The sequence below is a fragment of the Alcaligenes sp. SMD-FA genome, assembly GCF_025960365.1.
In the GTDB taxonomy this organism is placed as follows: domain Bacteria; phylum Pseudomonadota; class Gammaproteobacteria; order Burkholderiales; family Burkholderiaceae_B; genus Alcaligenes; species Alcaligenes aquatilis.
Window position 1 is genome coordinate 3,918,219 of the sequence record NZ_CP110108.1, and the last position, 18,600, is coordinate 3,936,818.

General features: G+C 56.4%; 15 protein-coding genes. 5 read left to right on the forward strand and 10 right to left on the reverse strand.

The features are described 5' to 3' along the window. Nucleotides 1-2: 2 nt before the first annotated feature. The 4 genes from OKX01_RS18110 to OKX01_RS18125 all read right to left on the reverse strand — a co-directional run bounded on the left by OKX01_RS18110 (nt 3) and on the right by OKX01_RS18125 (nt 5,377). Nucleotides 3-1,463 (reverse strand): aldehyde dehydrogenase family protein, encoded by a 1,461-nt coding sequence (locus OKX01_RS18110; protein WP_264672220.1) that lies wholly within the window; start codon nt 1,461-1,463, stop codon nt 3-5. Nucleotides 1,464-1,523: 60 nt separating this feature from the next. Beyond that, nucleotides 1,524-2,258 (reverse strand): TenA family transcriptional regulator, encoded by a 735-nt coding sequence (locus OKX01_RS18115; RefSeq protein WP_094198110.1) that lies wholly within the window; start codon nt 2,256-2,258, stop codon nt 1,524-1,526. 123 nt (nt 2,259-2,381) lie between these two features. Beyond that, nucleotides 2,382-3,854, reverse strand: coding sequence for a gamma-glutamyltransferase family protein (locus OKX01_RS18120; protein WP_264672221.1), 1,473 nt, complete (start codon nt 3,852-3,854; stop codon nt 2,382-2,384). 5 nt (nt 3,855-3,859) lie between these two features. After that, on the reverse strand, nt 3,860-5,377 hold the full coding sequence (locus tag OKX01_RS18125; RefSeq protein WP_094198112.1) for a hypothetical protein: 1,518 nt from the start codon (nt 5,375-5,377) through the stop codon (nt 3,860-3,862). A gap of 170 nt (nt 5,378-5,547) precedes the next feature. Here OKX01_RS18125 and OKX01_RS18130 point away from each other — a divergent pair, with 170 nt between their 5' ends. Beyond that, the gene (locus OKX01_RS18130) at nt 5,548-6,288 is read left to right on the forward strand and encodes a TSUP family transporter (RefSeq protein ID WP_125277223.1); all 741 of its coding nucleotides are present in this window, start codon (nt 5,548-5,550) and stop codon (nt 6,286-6,288) included. A gap of 95 nt (nt 6,289-6,383) precedes the next feature. After that, a complete protein-coding gene (locus OKX01_RS18135; RefSeq protein ID WP_125277224.1) occupies nt 6,384-7,091 on the forward strand; it encodes a GntR family transcriptional regulator in 708 nt (235 codons plus the stop codon). Here OKX01_RS18135 and OKX01_RS18140 read toward each other — a convergent pair whose 3' ends face one another. From OKX01_RS18140 to OKX01_RS18150, 3 genes are all read right to left on the reverse strand, one after another. Further along, a complete protein-coding gene (locus OKX01_RS18140; RefSeq protein WP_264672222.1) occupies nt 7,092-7,682 on the reverse strand; it encodes a TetR/AcrR family transcriptional regulator in 591 nt (196 codons plus the stop codon). It lies immediately after the preceding gene. A 64-nt stretch (nt 7,683-7,746) separates the two neighbouring features. Then, on the reverse strand, nt 7,747-8,982 hold the full coding sequence (locus tag OKX01_RS18145) for a multidrug effflux MFS transporter (RefSeq protein WP_230019447.1): 1,236 nt from the start codon (nt 8,980-8,982) through the stop codon (nt 7,747-7,749). A gap of 183 nt (nt 8,983-9,165) precedes the next feature. Continuing rightward, nucleotides 9,166-9,714, reverse strand: coding sequence for a ferritin-like domain-containing protein (locus OKX01_RS18150; protein ID WP_094198116.1), 549 nt, complete (start codon nt 9,712-9,714; stop codon nt 9,166-9,168). 556 nt (nt 9,715-10,270) lie between these two features. Between OKX01_RS18150 and OKX01_RS18155 the strand changes: the two genes are divergently transcribed. Together OKX01_RS18155 and OKX01_RS18160 are read left to right on the forward strand one after the other, a co-directional pair. Further along, nucleotides 10,271-10,804, forward strand: a complete 534-nt coding sequence (locus OKX01_RS18155) for a Chromate resistance protein ChrB (RefSeq protein ID WP_125277226.1) — start codon at nt 10,271-10,273, stop codon at nt 10,802-10,804. Beyond that, nucleotides 10,788-12,014 (forward strand): MFS transporter, encoded by a 1,227-nt coding sequence (locus OKX01_RS18160; protein WP_264672223.1) that lies wholly within the window; start codon nt 10,788-10,790, stop codon nt 12,012-12,014. The genes OKX01_RS18155 and OKX01_RS18160 overlap by 17 nt, the downstream gene beginning before the upstream one ends. Nucleotides 12,015-12,141: 127 nt before the next feature. On the opposite strand, the gene ssb is transcribed toward OKX01_RS18160, so the two are convergent. After that, nucleotides 12,142-12,666, reverse strand: a complete 525-nt coding sequence (gene ssb / locus OKX01_RS18165) for a single-stranded DNA-binding protein (RefSeq protein WP_123050572.1) — start codon at nt 12,664-12,666, stop codon at nt 12,142-12,144. A 260-nt stretch (nt 12,667-12,926) separates the two neighbouring features. Further along, the gene (locus OKX01_RS18170) at nt 12,927-14,138 is read right to left on the reverse strand and encodes an MFS transporter (protein ID WP_094198120.1); all 1,212 of its coding nucleotides are present in this window, start codon (nt 14,136-14,138) and stop codon (nt 12,927-12,929) included. A gap of 111 nt (nt 14,139-14,249) precedes the next feature. On the opposite strand from OKX01_RS18170, the gene uvrA reads away from it, so the two are divergent. Continuing rightward, nucleotides 14,250-17,213: an excinuclease ABC subunit UvrA gene (uvrA, locus tag OKX01_RS18175; protein WP_094198121.1), complete on the forward strand. Its 2,964-nt coding sequence runs from the start codon at nt 14,250-14,252 to the stop codon at nt 17,211-17,213. Nucleotides 17,214-17,472: 259 nt separating this feature from the next. On the opposite strand, the gene OKX01_RS18180 is transcribed toward uvrA, so the two are convergent. Next, nucleotides 17,473-18,597: a deoxyguanosinetriphosphate triphosphohydrolase gene (locus OKX01_RS18180; protein ID WP_094198122.1), complete on the reverse strand. Its 1,125-nt coding sequence runs from the start codon at nt 18,595-18,597 to the stop codon at nt 17,473-17,475. Between the last annotated feature and the right edge of the window lie 3 nt (nt 18,598-18,600).

Consider the following 18,600-nt stretch of genomic DNA (forward strand, 5'->3'; position numbering starts at 1 on the left):
ATTCAGATGCCGCGATACACGGTCTTGATCTGGGTGTAGAACTCCAGACCAGCCCGACCCGACTCGCGGAAAGTGGATGTGCTGGACTGTTTCAGTCCACCAAAAGGGGCGTTGATCAAGTTGCCGGTTGTTGTGCGATTGATCTTGACCGTCCCGGCCTCAATGTCATTGGCAAAGCGATGCGCATAGTCGGCACTGCGCGTCACAATGGCGGCCGACAAGCCATATTCAGTGTCATTGGCCATGGCCAGCGCCTGCTCGTAGGAATCAATTTCCAGCAAGGCAATCACCGGACCAAAGATTTCTTCGCGGGCAATACGCATCTGCTGGGTCACGTCTGTAAACAAAGCCGGGCGCATGAACAAGCCACGTGCATAGTCGCCTTCGGTCAAACGCTCGCCGCCCAGTAAATGGGTGGCCTCCTGCTTGCCGATGGCCACATAGTCCAGAATGCTTGCCAGTTGGCTTTCGGTGGCAATGGGGCCCAGGTCGGGGTTGCCATTCAAACCATTACCCACGGTCAAGGCGCTGACTTTCTCTACCAAGCGCCGGGTGAATTCCTCTTTGACCTGACGATGCACCAGCACACGGCTGGTGCCCGTGCAGGCCTGGCCACTTAAGGAAAATCCACCTTGAACCACCAGCTTGACGGCCAGATCCAGGTCGGCGTCTTCCATGACAATCAGGGGGTTCTTGCCACCCAACTCCATCTGGGTACGAGTGCTCATGGGGGCTTGACGACAAATATCTTCACCCGCCTGGGTCGAGCCGGTAAACGAAATGGCGCGTACCTGAGGGGATTGCACCAGCGTGGGCCCCACTTCACTGGCCCTGCCATGTACCAGGTTCAGTACACCGGCCGGAACCCCTGCTTGTGCAAAGGCTTCGCACAGGTAATAACCCGTCAACGGCGTCTCCGACGAAGGTTTGAAAACGACGGTATTACCCGTAATCAAGGCAGGCGCAATTTTGCGTGCCGGGATGGAGATGGGGAAATTCCAGGGCGCAATTACGGACACCACACCCAAGGGTTCGCGCTGGGTATACACCAGTTGCTGCGCATCATCCTGCGGAAAGGTCTCGCCGGTATAGGTCTGGCCTTCAACCGCATAAAAACGCAGGGTCTGGGCCGAGCGCCCTACTTCCATCTTGCTTTGCGCCAGCGTTTTGCCCTCTTCTCGCGTCAGACCCTGAGCGATACGATCAACATTGGCATCCAGCCAGGCCGCCGCCGCATTCAGCACACGGGCCCGGGTGGAAATCGGTGTTGCTCGCCATCCTGCAAAAGCAGCCTGAGCAGCAGCAACGGCTGCCTGTGCGTCCTCAGCCGTGGACAGAGGGAAAGCCCCCACGACATCGTCCCGATCGGCCGGACTCAAATTGGGCTTCGTGCGCCCACTCTGGCTGGGCTGCCACTGCCCATTAATGTAATTGTCGAAAACGACGTCCTTGAGATTGTCCACCGCTGTACTTCCTTGTTTCTAAATCGGCGGGCAGCCTATCTGCCCGCCCGGCTGGCCGACTTACGCTGCTTCCAATTGCAGATCCTGCAAGCTGATCTCGTCTTTGACGTAATCGTTGTACAGGGAAGTGGTATACAGTAGACGCATCTCGGCACCAATTTCGCAGATACGCAAGCAACGCTGCTGCAGTTCCACCGTGTTCGCATGCTCAAGCACGATCTGGTAGCCACGCTCGCCGTGGATTTCGTCCGACACAATGTGCAGGTCGAAAAACTCCACTTCTTCGTCCGTGAAGCCGTATTTTTCGCGCAAGGTTGGGGTCTGCTTGCGGTAAATGGATGGCACTTGGGACTCCAGGCCCACCACCAGTCCCGCCACGGCGACGACGGGGTCTTCACGCATGGCAATGGCATAACACCAGGCCTGCAAGGCGCGGGTGGTGGCATTCATGTTGTCGGGGTCTTCAATACGTGCCCGTGTCGTGCCGCAAGCTTCGCCAAAGCGGATCAGCAGATCTGTGTGGCGGTCACCGCCAATTTCCTCTTCGTACATATTGGCCAGCAAGAAGTCTTTGGCTTCCACGTATTCAGCGGGAGTGCGGGCATACAGATAACCCAGGTAATCGGCAAAAGGGCCGACATAGTGATAGTGGTTTTCAGCCCAGCGAGCCAGATGCTCACGGCTTAGCTTGCCGCTGGCCCAGGCAATACTGAAAGGGGAAGTATTGGCACTTTTCCCTTTAATGGCGGTTTCCAGTGCGGTGCGAAATTCATCGCGATTCAGCAGTTTTTCCATGACTGTTTCCTTGTTGAAAGACGTCGCCCTGACAGCAGCCGACGAAATATGAGGTTTGGACTATTTAAGTATATTGTATACCGTCTACTATTTTAGAAAGTAGGGAATAACCCTGCCTGTTTATCAAACCAACGCCACGCAGCCATCTTTGCGCGGGTCCGATACGGCTTTCAGGCGGCCATCCGCCAAGCGCTCCACCGCTTGTGCACCGCCAAAATCGCTACGGCCTGCCAGTTCGCCGACTCCCTTGTCGGGCGCCCCATACCCGTGTTCACGCAGGAAGGCCGTACGGCTCGCATCAAAGCCGTCTTCCAGAGCCAGACGCCCAGCCCCCTCCAGACGCCAGCGCGGTGCGAACAAGGCTCGCTCCAAAGGCCAGCCATCGCGCAAGACACGGGTCCATATCTGTATCTGGCCCTGGGGTTGCATCAAACCGCCCACCACACCCAGCCCCATATGGAACTGGCCCGCCTTCAAGGCCAGAGACGGGACAACCGTGTGATACGGACGTTTTCCCGGACCGGGGCCATTCACATGCCCAGGCTCGGAGAAGCCAAAGCCTCGGTTTTGCAGCACAAACCCACAGCCAGGCACGGCGAAACCGGAGCCAAACCGTTTGAAAATACTGGACATGAACGTGACGGCCAATCCGTCCTCGTCAACCACAACCGTGCAAACCGTATTGCCTGCCGGATCACACACGACCTGAGCGGCATGAGTCATTGCCCCTTCGGTCGCCTGGATCAATGCCAACTCCGCCTCATCATCATCCAAGGGTCGGTGCCAGGCGCTTTGGACCGCGTCCAGCACGGCCACCCCATGTGTGTTGGGCGGACACTCATACAGACTGAACTCACCCAGCGATGCGCTGACCGGTTCACAGAAAAATCCTTTATGCTGACGAAAGTCCTCCGCCCGCAACAGCCCCTGTACCCGTTCCATTGCCTGTTCAGCCTGCCATGCGGGGCGCCCCAGATAGAAGGCATCGGGTCCTTGCGTGGCGATGTCCTGCAAGACAGCCGCCAGCTCCGGGTTCAGGTACTGCTCTCCTGCCTTGGGCGGCTTGCCCGCCCTATAAAGAGCGGCACACTCGGGATCGCGATGCAGCACAAAATCAAAGATTTGCCATTCACGCGCCGCCACCGACGCCACCGCAAAACCTTCCTGTGCTGCCTGGATGGCGGGCTGAAGCAAGCGGGCCCAATCCAGACGGCCATAGCGCTGATGCATATCCCACCACCCTCGCACCAGGCCGGGCGTGGTAATGGACAGCACATGGCGCTCGGGAATCCGTCCCCCAGGCAAGGCCTGAACCTGCTCTGCCTTCAACAGCAAAGGCGCCGCTCCGCTACCGTTATAAGCCACTGGCTTACTGTCCGGCGGTGCAACCATCGCCAGCAAGTCGCCGCCTATCCCCGTTGCCATCGGTTCAACGACGCCCATGACGGCATCAGCCGCAATGGCCGCATCCACCGCACTACCCTTGAGTTCCAGCATGGCCTGCGCGGCCCGAACCGCCAAGGGGTGTCCGGCAGCCACGGCCCACTGTTTCCCCAAACCCTGTTTTTCACCTGCGCTATAGGCTGTCGTTCCCATACCGATCATCCAAACACCAGTACGGCACAGATTGTCGAAATCGCCATCCCGGTCAGTACCGGTACCGTCAAGGCCCGCACCAGATCGAGCACATGCACCCGAGCAAAACCTGCCACCGCAATCAGGGACGACCAAGCGATCAAGGTGCCACCACCGGTCCAGATCGCACCGATCTGTCCTACCGCTGCCAAGGTTTCGATGTCCAGACCCGACACAGGGCTCAACGCCGAGGCCAGGGTGCCCGTCAGAGGCAGACCCGAGAAGCCCGACCCATCAATACCCGAGATCATCCCCACCAACAGGACACCAAACGCCACCAGAAAATGATTGTCCGGAATCAGATGCTGACCGGCTGAAATCAACTCGAACAAGAGGCTAGGTGTTTGTGCCAGTGGAATGCCTAAAATGGCAGAGGTCGCTTCACTGGCGCCCAGGAAGAAGAAACCAGCGATTGGCAACACCGAGCCCATGGCACGAAACGCGAAGACAAAACCATCGGTCATATGATCCGGACAGGTGTCCAGCATGCGCCGTGGACCTTCTGCCATACAGGTGGCAATCATCATCAACACAAAGGCGACGCCCCCCACCAAACCGGCAGCATCTCCACCACGCAGAACGGGTAAGGACGGGATAAAGCGGGGCAGCAGCATGATGCCAATCACCGCCAGGAACGCCAGTGGTGTGATCCAGGCCAGAATGCGCGAATAACGTTCTTCCTTGGCACTTAAGCCGGAGTGCACCGTGTGTTCATTACCCGCCGTCCCACGGGCCATCTCTGCCTTGTCATACGTCCCTTGGGATTCCACGTCATCCAGCGTGCTGTCCGGTGCCTGACGCATCCAGGCGTCCAGCAAACGGCTGTCTGCCGGCTTGAAATGGCGACGCATCAACAAGAACGCCAAGGTCAGCGCGACACCCCCCGTAATCCAGGACAACACCAGCGCGCGGTCAGCCAGCACGGCAACATCAGCACCGACACCGGCTGCCTTGGCGCTGATGCCCGGAGCAACCCCAATGATGTAGTCCGACGATAACGCCATGCCCTGCCCACAGATGGCGATCGCCATCGCACCGACCAATGGTGGCAAACCAGCCGCAATAGCCGCCGGCAGCAAAATGGCCGACACCAGAGGCACTGCAGGCGTAGGCCAGAAGAACAGGGAAATAAAATAGGTCGCTGCAGCAATCATCAAAAAGGACGAGGCACTATTGACCATGACCTTGCGAAAGGGGGCCACCATCTTCACATCGGCTTCCAGGCGCTTTAAGGAATTGAGCAACGCTGTCATGAAGGTGATTACCAGGAAGATGTTGAACAGTTCCTGAGCCGCCACGAAGCTGGCCGAAAAAATACTGATTAAGCCCTGAATAGGGCTGCCCGTTATGGCCGTGACTACCGCCAAGGTCCCAATGACGGATGGCACCACTACGTTGGCCCGGAAAATCATCGTAATGATGATCACCAGGACGCTAATCAAATAAGCCCAGTGCGCCGCACCGAGCACCACGTCGCTTTGCATGTATCCCCCTTTCCTTCTCTTTTTTCTGAATATTTAGTATTCCTGAAACGGTATACTATCTTCAATTAATGATCGAAATCAGAAAAAACCATCAAAAACTGGGGAAAACTCTAAGAATTTCATGCTTGAAACACTTAGATTGAATACCTTATACAAATAGAAGGATGTGTATGGCGGCTTTAATTGACCTCGTGGACCCGCTGTCCTGGCTGCTGATGGCCTGCCTGGTGGTTTTGGCCGCGTTTTTACAAGGAGTGGGAGGGATTGGATTTGCCATGCTGGTGGCGCCCATTGCCGCCCTGATCTTCCCACAGCTAGTACCAGGGCCGCTGTTGGCCTTGGGCGGTAGCGTCTCTTTACTGGCGGCCCTGCGAGAACGTCAACATATCGTGCCTAATGTCGTGGTCTGCGCGCTGGGCGGGCGGGCCGCGGGCTCGCTTATCGCTGTCTTGGGTATGACGCAACTACCGATAGCCGCCGTCAACCTGGGTTTTGCATTTGCCATCTTGGGCGCAGTCGCTCTCAGCGCCTGGGGCCTGCGAATACTACCCTCCACACGCAACATGATTCTGGCGGGTATTGCATCGGGGATCATGGGCACGCTAACCTCGGTCGGCGCCCCTGCCCTGGCAATTGCCATGCAGAATCTGGCGCCGGCACAGCTACGCGCGTCACTCGGCCTTATTCTCTTTCTAGGCGCGAGCCTGTCTTTGGTATTGCTGATGCTGGTTGGCCTGTTCTCCTTGCAACAAGCCATGCTCAGCATTGTGCTCTACCCATTCATGTTGCTGGGTTTTGCTCTATCAGGACAATTACGCCATCAAGTCAGCCTGCCATTAATGCGCAGGCTGCTATTGGGTATTTGTTCCATCAGCGCCCTGGTCTTGATTGCACGCACACTGTGGCACTGAATACTTAGCCCCTAAACTGTATACCATATTCAGAAAAGTGCGCCTACACCGTATAATCGTGTCTGGCCCTTTTGCCCGATTGCACAGGTCGTACCATGAATATCCCCAGTTTCAACCTTCCCAATTCCCTTGTCGATGCGGATAACCGCCGCTTGGGTGATCAGCATGCCTCATTGTTTGCGGTAATACGCGACCAATTGCGTGAACGTATTCTGAGCGGTGAATTCCATCCTGGCGACCGCCTGGTGGAGGGCAAACTGGCGAGCGAGCTGGGGGTCTCGCGTATTCCTGTACGGGAAGCCCTGCGCGAGCTGGCCTCCGAAGGCCTGGTCACTATCGAACCACGACGGGGGGCCTCCGTGGCCATATTGTCGGCCGAGATTGCCTATAACATGGCTGAAGTGCGCGCCACGCTTGAGGGGCTTAATGCCAAGTTGGCCGCTCAACGCCAAGACCCGGCCAATATTGAAAAACTGCAAACCATTCTGAGTCAGGGCCATGAAGCCATGGATGCCGGCAATCTGGAATTGCTCAAATCCCTGAACCGGCAATTTCATGAAACCCTGGCCACCATGTCGGGCAATATCGTACTGACCGAGCTGATGCGCTCCTTACGTGATCGCACCGCGCTGCTCTTTGCCCCCAGCAATCTGCAGCGCATCCGCCAGAACTGGGAAGATCACGCCCAAATCCTGAACGCGGTTGTGGCCGGTAACAGCGATCTGGCCAACCTGCTGGCGACCCAGCACGTACACAATGCGGCCAAGGCCTATCAGGATGCCCAAAACGGCGAGAAAACCTGATCAAGCAGAGCGGCCCGCTCTTAACGCGGTCTCAAAGACCATCCAAACCGATGCCAGGCGCCGTTGGTACTTGTGTGCGCCACCAAACAACAACTCGCTTTGCAGGCTGTCGATCAAGGCCATGTAAGTCATGGCCAAGGTATCCACACGTAAACCCGTCTCGGACTTGGCCAGGGCAGACAGCTCCAGGGCCTGATGGATGATGCTTTCCAGGTCCTCCATGAACACGTGCATGGGTTCCATCACCACATCGTACAAATGCACAGGCGGGGCAAATAAGGTACGAATCCAAAAACGTACTTGATGCGATTGCTCAAAGCGCTCCTGTACCCCTTCCAGATAGGCCCGCAACTGCTGCTTGATCTCATCGCCCCCTTGCAGAACCTGACGTGCATGGTTCAGCTCATCATCCACAATCTTTGGAATCAGGCTCAGAAACAGCTCATCCTTGTTGCGAAAATGGGCATAGACAGAGGGCTTTTTAATGCCCACATCCGCGGCAATCTCGTTCATGGTGGTGGCATCAAAGCCCTGAATAGCAAAGCGTGCCAACGCGGCATCCTGCAGTTTTTCAGTCGTGGTTTTGCTCACAGTCCAACACGCTCTCAGTCAAAGACTCATCATCAAGGCCACCGTCACGGCCCGCCGCAAACGCTTATTTTACAGTCCCCAGCTCCCCGACCGATCTTGTTACCGTGCGGCAACGGCCGGCCAGAACATACAACAGAATCGACAGCAGACCGCAGCCACCAATCGCCAAAGGCACAACGTGCGGCCCAGGCACCGCCAGACTGACGATGTAGCCCACCACCGCCGAAATCAGATAATGGAACATACCCATCAAGGCCGCAGCGGTACCAGCCTGAGGGCCAGCCACGTTCATGGTCAAGGCCGTCACGTTACCAAAAACCATTCCTAAAGAACCGACCGACATGGCGATCAAGGCTGCATACAGGATCAGGCCCGCCACGTCTGCTTGCACCGCCACATACAAGAGCCAGGCCGAAGCCGTATGGACAATCAGCCCTAAGGCCAGCACCCGAGAAGTAGGCATCCCGGCCTTCAACACGTAATTGCTGACGACCCCACCCAGGACCAACGCCACCGAGTTACCGGCAAACACATAACTGAACACAGCGGGCGACAAAGCAAAATGCTGCGTGAACACAAAAGCCGAGCCACTGATATAAACAAATAAGGCAGCCAGTGCAAAACCACCGGAACCGGTATACGCCATGAATGGCTTATTGCCCAGCTCGCGTCCATAGGCGCGAACAATATGACCGGGATTCAAAGGAACACGCTGCGTCACGGGCAAGGAGTCCGGGATGGTCTTGAGCCCCCACAACAAACCCATCGTCCCTAAAAAAGCCAACATCCAAAAAATGGCCCGCCAATCTGCATGGCGCAATAAATACGCGCCCCAAATAGGAGCCACAATCGGTGCGATCATCATCACCTGCATCAATAACGAAAAGATGCGTGCCGACTCTTTCATATCGCACAAATCCGCCACAATCGCGCGCGGTGTGACGAGCCCTGCTGCCGCACCCAAGGCCTGAATAAAACGCGCAAGGAGCAAAGCCTCAACCGATGTGGCCAAAGCACCAAGAATCGAACCAATCACAAAGATGACAACGCCCAGCAGCAAGGGAACTCGGCGCCCGAAACGGTCCAGCAAAGGGCCATAAATACCTTGCCCCAAAGCCAGGCCCGCCAGAAAGATAGACAGCGTTTGCTGAATCCGGCCCGAGGAAACTCCCAGCTCCTGCGCAATGGCAGGCATACCCGGCAAATACATATCGATTGCCATCGCATCCAATGCCGTCAACATGGCCAGCAACAAGATCAAGGACCAAGCCAGGCTCCTGGTACGTGACAAATCACTCATGTTGCACTCTCTGTCGCACGGAAAAACAAAAACCCAAACACACTGACACCCCTGTCCATAGCAATTTCAATCCAAACTACCTACCGATAGGTAGGAAAGTCGTTACTGTACTCTTTTTCAGGATGTGGGCGAAAAAAAACCCCGGTAAATACCGGGGTTCCTGAGCGCCTGAGCAGTTAACACTTAAATGTCCAGCAAATCACCCATGTCATCAGCGTGCTCTTCTTCCACGGCCATGATCTCGACCAGCATCTGGCGAGTGGTCGGGTCGGTGTCACCAATGCGTTCAATCATTTGGCGATAGGACTCGATAGCAATACGCTCGGCAATCAGGTTGGCGCGAATCATGGATTTGATGTCACCGCTATCGTCATATTCCGCATGGCTGCGTTGGGCCAGGTTTTTGGGATTGAAATCCGGCTCGCCGTTCAACTGCACAATACGTTCGGCAATGCGGTCGGCATGCTCGGCCTCTTGCTGGGCATGCTCCAGAAACTCGGCTTTGATAGGCTCGTTGTTCAAACCGGTGGCAGTAAAGTAGTGGCGCTTGTAGCGCATCACACAGACCAGCTCAGTGGCCAGAGCCTCATTGAGCATTTGGATGATCTCTTCACGATTGCCCTTGTAGCCGGATGCCACCGCACCATCGTCCACAAACTTCTTGGCAGCTGCGCGGATAGCGGCAACATCGATAGGACCTTGGCTGGGTTTATCAGCTTTGTGCTTACTCATTGCATTCCTCCGTATTGATTCCCACCGCAAAAGCGCGGCACTGTATCGTGCAACAACCGGAAACGAACACACGGACTCCATAACCAACAAGTGCTTGCCCTAAGGACAAGCGCTTTACCTAGACCTGGGCTTGAAGTCTGCACGCTGCTGGTGATCCAAACCGGTCGCGCAAGAAACTGAACAAAGTGAATAGGTGCCTTTCATGGTAGCGATTGCCCCTTGGCTTGGAAAGCGCAAAACAGCCGCCTCCAGTTGCAGGAAACTAGGTCTTTGAGCAATAAAAAACTGAAAATCAGGCCGTATGAAAGCCGCTCAAAATCACCATCCATGCGGGCTAAGCACGAAATTTGCTACTGGTTTTCCCCAATAAAAACGGCTATCGCCCTTCTCAAGCAGAGATACAAGCTCAAACACTTGGATACAGGTTCGACGCTATCAACGGCCTGTCTCAAGCCAGTATTGATATGTTTTTTATTTATCGCCTCCTTTCATAAAAAAACGACAACATCGATTAATATGAAACGGTCGTTACTACTTCTTGATTGTTATGACATCAATGAGATGGCTACTTCTGACCTATAAAGTCCCCTCTGAGCCTAGTGCCAAACGCCTGGCACTATGGCGACGTTTGAAAAGCCTGGGCGCGGTGTATCTGCAAAACGGGGTGTGCGTGCTGCCCAAAACCGACGAGCATGTACGCCGCCTAAAGGTGCTGGAAAACGACATCGCCACCATGCAAGGCGAATGCGTCTTGCTGGAAACCATTGCACTGGACAAGGCCCAGGAAAACAAGGTCATCGCCCGTTTCACGGACGAGCGCAACGATCAGTATCAGGAGCTGCTGGGCCGGTGCAAAGACTTCGAGGCCGAGATCGACAAGGAAATTTCGATTCAGAAATTCACCTATGCCGAACTGGACGAAGAAGAAACTGACCTTAAGAAACTGGAAAACTGGTACGAGAAAATCCGGAAGCTGGATTTTTATGGCGCCCCCCTGGCACCGCTTGCCCAAGAGCGTCTGCAAGCGTGTCAGGCACGGCTGGATGCGTATGCCCAGATGGTCTATGACGCTCATGAAGAAAACTGCTGATCCTGCACCGACACCGGCCGCCGCCCCCTCCAGGGCCAGCATTCACCGCAGCGTCTGGGCATTGGGCTTTGTATCCATGTTCATGGACATTTCCTCAGAACTGATCCACGCTCTGCTGCCCATTTACATGGTTACCGTCCTGGGTACCTCGGTACTGGCAGTAGGCGTTATCGAAGGCATTGCCGAGGCCACCGCCTCCATCATGAAAGTGTTTTCCGGCGCGGTCAGCGACCGTTTTGGAAAGCGTAAACTGCTGGCCCTCATTGGCTATGGGCTGGCAGCCCTGACCAAACCCATTTTTCCCCTGGCAAACTCACTGGACTGGCTGGTCGGCGCCCGCGTTGTAGACCGCATCGGCAAAGGCATACGCGGTGCCCCCCGTGACGCCCTGATCGCCGATGTCACTGGCCCCGAATCGCGTGGGGCGGCCTACGGTTTGCGGCAAACGCTCGATACCGTTGGCGCCTTTGTCGGCCCCCTGCTGGCCATCGGGCTGATGTGGTGGACAGCCAATAATTACCAGTTGATCTTCTGGGTTGCCGTGCTGCCTGCCTTTGCTTCGATCGCCGTTCTGGTGCTCTTTGTGCGCGAGCCCACCTTACCCGCCAACACCCGCCCCCGCAAACTACCCCTGAACCGGGAAGACCTGAGCCGTTTGGGTTCCCGCTACTGGTCGATTGTCGCCATTGGTCTGGCCTTTACATTGGCCCGTTTCAGCGAAGCCTTCCTTCTCTTGCGCGCAGAGGCCAGCGGCTTACCACCCATGTGGGCTCCAGCCGTCCTGGTTGTCATGGGAGTGGCCTTTTCCCTGTCTGCCTACCCTGCAGGTGTGCTGTCGGATCGCATGCGTAAAACCGACCTGCTCCTGATCGGAGTGACCCTGCTGATTGCAGCCGACCTGCTCCTGGCCTTTGTCCCCGGCTTGCTGGGTTTGGGTCTGGGCGTTGCTTTGTGGGGCCTGCATATGGGCTTTACCCAAGGCCTGTTCAGCGTCCTGATTGCCGACAGCGCCCCCGCCGAACTGCGTGGCACCGCCTTTGGCCTGTTCCATCTGCTAACCGGCATCGCCTTGCTGCTGGCCAGTGTTATTGCCGGTGTGCTCTGGGACACCATTGGCTTCCAAGGCACCTTTGCCGCTGGCGCACTTTTTGCGATTTTGACTGGGGTAGGTTTGGTCACCCTACGACACTCAACCCAAGGAGCGTTCTAAGCCACGGCCTGAGTCCCTCAAGCGACAGGCCATTATTGGCAGCCAATGTGCTTGTGTCGAAACCCCACAAAAAAGCCCCTGCCAGCACGGTACTGGCAAGGGCCTTTGAACTTTGGCTTAGTAGGTTTTAGAACGGAATATCGTCATCCATATCGGCCAGATTGTCCGACATAGGAGCGGTATTACGTGGAGCCTGTTGTTGTTGCTGTTGTTGTTGAGGCGCTGGACGCTGAGCACGTTGCGGTGCCGGCGCACCACCACCGCCACCACCGTATTCACCACCGCCCATACTGCCACCACCCATCTCACCACCACCGTCGCGGCCACCGAGCATTTGCATTTGCTCGGCGATAATTTCCGTGGTGAAACGCTCCTGACCGTCCTGGCCCGTCCATTTACGGGTGCGCAAACGACCTTCTACGTAGACGGGGCGGCCTTTGCGCAGGTATTCGCCCGCGATTTCAGCCAGACGGTTATAGAACACCACACGGTGCCATTCGGTTTCCTCGCGGCGCTCGCCGGAGGTACGGTCTTTCCACTGCGAAGTCGTGGCAATGGAAATATTGCAGATGGCCGAGCCTTCTGCGCTGTAGCGTACTTCTGGGTCGCGGCCAAGATTGCCCACCAGAATGACTTTATTTACCGATGCCATGAAAAAAATCCTGTAGTCAAAAATTCTATATCAAGCCGTATTATCGTGGATTCGTGCCTTAATTAACACTCCCTCCCCACTCCAGGAAGGGCCGTTTTGTCCACGCAAACGATCCCGTTACGGCACCTTGAACGGCGTATATGGCTAAGCACCCGGCAAAGTCACCTGTTACGCCCAGCTCTTGATTCTTGAGGCCAATCCGGCCACTTTACTTGCTGCTGCCTGCCACGTCTTTGCACAAGCGTAACAGGCAATACCTTCTAATATTTATCTTTGAAACCACGCGCGGTCAGCAACCACAGCACAGCCAACGCAGCGCCGGTCCATAACACCCATTGGGTGAGCCCTCGCCCAGCCAGCACGCCCCCGATCAGGCCTCCGGCAAACACGCCCAGGGACTGGGAGGTGTTGTAAAAACCCAGCGCCAAACCTTTATATTCTGGCGGCGCGACGCGCGACACCAACGAAGGCTGCAAAGCTTCCAGCACGTTAAAGCCAATAAAGAAAAAAGTCAGCGCTGCCACCATGGGAACCAGCGAGTCACGCGCCCAAGGCATGACGGCCAGCACCACAATCAACAGCAAAACGGCCAGTTCCAACGCGTGTTTGTGACGTTTGCGGGTCTCTGTCCAGAACACCGCAGGCACCATCAGCACAAAAGACACCAAGATAACGGGCAAGTACACCTTCCACAAATCCTGAGTGCTATAGCCGCCCAAGGTAGCCAGAATGCCCGGCACCACAATGAACAGGGACATCAGGATAAAGTGCAGACAGAACACGCCAAAGTTCAGTCGCAATAAGTCCAGGTGACGCAGAACCTGTCCGGCCGTGACCTGCACAATCGAGGCTGGCGCTTTAGGCGCACTGGGCACCACAAAAGCAGCAATCAACAAACAGACAAAGCCCAGCAAGCTGATGGCCCAGAACAGTCCCGACAGGCCAAATTGCCCTACCAACACCGGCGAGAGCACCAGCGAGACGGCAAAGGACAGGCCAATAGACCCACCCACCATGGCCATGGCGCGTGTACGTACTTCGGGGCGAGTGGAGTCGGCTACCCAGGCGGAAATGGCTGCCGACACCGCCCCCAGACCTTGAATACAGCGGCCTACCGTCACCCAGTCAATATTCTGTGCCAGCGCCGAGATCACCCCGCCGACCACGAACAAGGCCATGCCGATGACAATAATCGGCCTACGCCCAAAACGGTCTGATGCCATCCCCAAGGGAATCTGCAAAACAGCCTGGGTCAGACCATAGGCACCCAATGCAAGACCGACTCGCGCGGCATCGTTACCGCCGGGCAGGGAATGGGCGGCAACCGCAAAAACCGGAGTCAGTAAAAACAGACCCAGCATTCGACAGGCAAACAGCAAAGCCAGCAAGATGCTGGCCTTGCGCTCTTGCTGAGTCAGACTCAAGCGCTCTGGGCGCGATCCGGCCGTATTCATGGTTTGGTGTGTACTCATTTAATACTCTGTCACAACTGGGCTAGCAGAGAGCCCGGATACCCGTTCACATAAATTCTGACGCAACGCGCTATAGTAGCAAGTTGCCTTTTGACAAGCCTAAATAAAGCGATGGAAGCCATCCGCATTCGTGGTGCCCGTACCCACAACCTGAAAAACGTCTCCGTAGACCTGCCACGCCACCAATTGGTCGTGCTGACAGGGCTGTCCGGTTCTGGGAAGTCGTCTCTTGCCTTCGACACCTTATATGCCGAAGGCCAGCGGCGCTATGTGGAAAGCCTGTCCGCTTATGCACGTCAGTTTTTGCAACTGATGGACAAGCCAGATGTGGACTTGATCGAAGGTTTGTCGCCTGCCATTGCCATCGAGCAAAAGGCAGCAGGTCATAACCCGCGCTCCACCGTGGGAACCACTACCGAAATCCACGATTATTTGCGCCTATTGTACGCGCGCGTCGGAACTCCTTACTGCCCGGAACACCACTTGGCCTTGCAGGCCCATAGCGTGAGCCAGATGGTAGACCAGATTCTGCAATGGGAGCCTGAATCCCGCATTGCCGTCCTGGCTCCCATGTACCGCGCCCTGGTGGGCGATCTGCAGCGGGAGCTGCGCGGTCTGCAAGCCCAGGGCTTTGTACGGGTGCGCGTCGATGGCGAGATCTCCAGCATTGAAGACCTGCCCGCGCTCAATGCCGAGCAGGCCCATGATCTGGATCTGGTCATAGACCGGCTACGTATCAAACCGGATAGCCAGCAGCGTCTTGCCGAGAGCCTGGAGACGGCTTTGTCCACCAGCAATGGCCGCTGTCTGGTGGTCAATCTGGATACCGGTTTGGAGCAACCCTATTCCAGCCACTACGCCTGCCCGGTCTGTGACTACTCCCTGCCCGAGCTGGAGCCGCGCCTGTTCAGCTTCAATAACCCGGCAGGTGCCTGCCCAGACTGTAGCGGCCTGGGACAAGTGGATGTATTTGACCCTGAACGGGTAGTGGCCTTTCCAGAGCTGAGTCTGGCAGGCGGTGCCATTGCAGGCTGGGATCGACGCAATGCCTTTACCTATACCTTGCTGACCAGTCTGGCGGCCCATTATCACTTTGATATCGAGGCCCCCTTCGAGTCCCTGCCCGAAGAACTGCGCCGCACCGTGCTGTATGGCTCTGGCGCGGAAGAAATCCCCTTTCTCTATTTGAATGAGAAAGGACGCACCACGGTAAAAACACACCCATTTGAAGGGGTCATTCCAAATCTGCAACGTCGCTGGGCGGAAACCGATTCCAGCGCCGTACGCGAGGAGCTAAACAAGCTGCGTCGCACCCAGACATGCCCGGCCTGCCATGGCGCACGTCTGCGTCTGGAAGCGCGTCACGTCCGTATTGGGGATGATCCCATTCCCAGCCATGCGGGGTGCCAGCATCATGCAGGCACCGTGTCTGCCAACCCAGCAGCCATCATTGTCGACACGCTGTCTGACAATGCCGTACAGTGCGTACAAACCAACTCTACAACTCAAGGACAAGCCAAGGGTCTGGCCATTTATGAAGTCGAAGCCCTGGCCTTGTCTGACTGCCTGGCCTGGTTCGAGCGTCTGTCGTTAACAGGCGCGAAAAAAGAGATTGCCGACCGCATCGTGCGTGAAATCCGCCTGCGGCTGGAATTTCTGAACAATGTGGGTCTGAACTATCTGTCTCTGGACCGCAGCGCCGACACCATTTCCGGTGGCGAGGCGCAGCGTATTCGTCTGGCCAGCCAGATCGGCTCCGGTCTGACCGGCGTAATGTATGTGCTGGACGAGCCTTCCATTGGCCTGCACCAGCGCGATAACGACAAGCTGATCCAGACCCTGCAGCACCTGCGGGACCTGGGTAATAGCGTGATCGTGGTCGAGCACGACGAGGACATGATACGCACCGCCGACTATGTCATCGACATGGGCCCCGGCGCGGGCGAACATGGCGGGCAAATCACCGCCCAAGGCACACCCGCAGAGCTGGCCCAGAACGCCAAGTCTCTAACCGGCCAGTACCTGTCCGGCAAGCGCCAGATTGCCGTTCCCAAACGACGTCCCGTTGACGACAGCCTGAACTGGCTGCGCCTGTACGGTGCCAGCGGCAATAACCTGAAGTCCGTTGATTTGGCAATTCCGGCCGGACGACTGGTCTGTATTACAGGCGTGTCCGGTTCGGGCAAGTCCACACTGATCAACGACACACTGGCAACCGCCTTCTCACATTTGCTGCACCGTGCCCATGCCGAACCCGCGCCCTACGAGCGCATGGAAGGGCTGGAGCACTTCGACAAAATCATCAACGTCGACCAAAGCCCAATTGGTCGCACCCCGCGCAGTAACCCGGCCACGTACACAGGCATGTTCACCGCCATTCGTGAACTGTTCGCCAGCGTGCCCGAGGCACGGTTGCGTGGCTACGACCCAGGCCGCTTCTCCTTTAACGTCAAAGGCGGCCGCTGCGAGGCCTGCCAGGGCGATGGCGTAGTCAAGGTAGAGATGCATTTTCTGCCTGACGTTTATGTACCTTGTGATGTGTGCCAGGGCCGTCGCTACAACCGCGAGACGCTGGATATTCGCTACCGGGGCCGCAATATCAGCGAAGTGCTGGACCTGACGGTTGAGCAGGCACTGGAATACTTTGATGCAGTCCCTGCGGTTGCACGCAAACTGACCACCTTGATCGATGTGGGTCTGTCCTACATCCGCCTGGGTCAAAGCGCGACCACCCTGTCTGGTGGTGAAGCGCAGCGGGTGAAACTGTCACTGGAACTGTCCAAACGCAGCACCGGCCAGACCTTGTATGTGCTGGACGAACCTACAACTGGCCTGCACTTTCAGGACATTGCTGTCTTGCTGGCAGTTTTGGACAAGCTGGTTGAGTCCGGCAATAGCGTGGTCGTGATTGAACACAATCTGGATGTGATCAAGACCGCAGACTGGATTGTGGACATGGGGCCAGAAGGCGGCCATGGCGGTGGGCAAATTGTGGTGCAAGGCCCCCCGGAGACTGTTGCTGCTTGCGAGCAAAGCCATACCGGGCGTTACTTGAAGCCTTTGCTGCAGCGTTAAAGCCCCTCTGGGCAGGAATCAAAGCTGTCAATAAGACATAGGGAGGGGGCCACGCCCTTGAGGCGGGAAAGCGCGTTGCTGATTGCTGATTGCTGATTGCTGATTGCTGATTGCTGATTGCAATAATGATCATTGCCGTCACGACGTTTTACCGACCTGAATTACACAAAAGCCGATAAAACATGCAGCTCCAACACGCTCATCAAACAAACCGTGCAGCCTGGCATGGCTTCATGCGTTAAAGCAAAGCCTGCAAAGCCTACATCTTGAAAATAGCGTCGTGCTCACGAATGGCATGACGGTCCGTCATGCCAGCGATGTAGTCAGCCACAGCACGAGCCTGTGCAATCGGGTCTTCGCGCCGATGTTCGGCTGCTAATAGACGCGGATCATCCACAAACGCCTGAAACAGGTCACGCACGATGTGTTGCGCCTTGTTCATCATGCGCACCACTTTGTAATGGCGGTACAGATTGGCGTGCAAAAAACGTTTAAGCTCATCGGCCTGGGCGCGCAGCTCGGGCGAAAAACCGGCCAGGCGCGGCAGGTTCCGGATTGCATCTGCACTATCGGGACGGTGTTCTTCCAGCTTGGCGCGCGTAGTTTCCGTTAAATCCACCACCAGGGTGTTGATCATGCCACGGATAATTTCAGCGACCAGCCGCTGGCCACTCAAGCCCGGATACTGAGCCTGCACATGCTCGTAATGCGCACGGAACAGGCGTAGTTCCAGCAATTGTTCCAAGCGAATCAAGCCAGAGCGCAGACCGTCATCAATATCGTGATTGTTGTAAGCAATTTCATCGGCCAGATTGGCCATTTGCGCTTCCAAAGACGGTTGGCTGCGGTCAATAAAGCGCTGGCCGACTTCGCCCAATTCACGCGCATGCTTTAGGGAACAGTGCTTCAAGATCCCCTCGCGGGTTTCAAAACACAGGTTCAAACCATTGAAGGCGGCATAACGCTCTTCCAGCTCGTCCACGATTCGCAGACTTTGCAGATTATGCTCAAAGCCCCCGGCCTCGGGACGCAACTCCTGCATACAGCTATTAAGCGTGTCCTGGCCAGCATGGCCAAACGGAGTGTGACCGAGATCATGGGCCAGGGAGATGGCTTCGATAAGGTCTTCATGCAAACCCAGATTGCGGGCAATGGCCCGCGCCAGTTGGGCCACTTCCAAACTATGCGTCAATCGTGTTCGGAACAAATCACCTTCGTGGTTAATAAAAACCTGTGTTTTGTATTCCAGCAAACGAAACGCATTGCAGTGAATAATCCGGTCGCGGTCCCGCTGAAAGGCGTTGCGGCCTTGGGGCGCTGCCTCTGCGTAACGCCGGCCGCGGGACTGTTCAGGGCGACAGGCATAAGCGGCAAGCATTTGCATCGG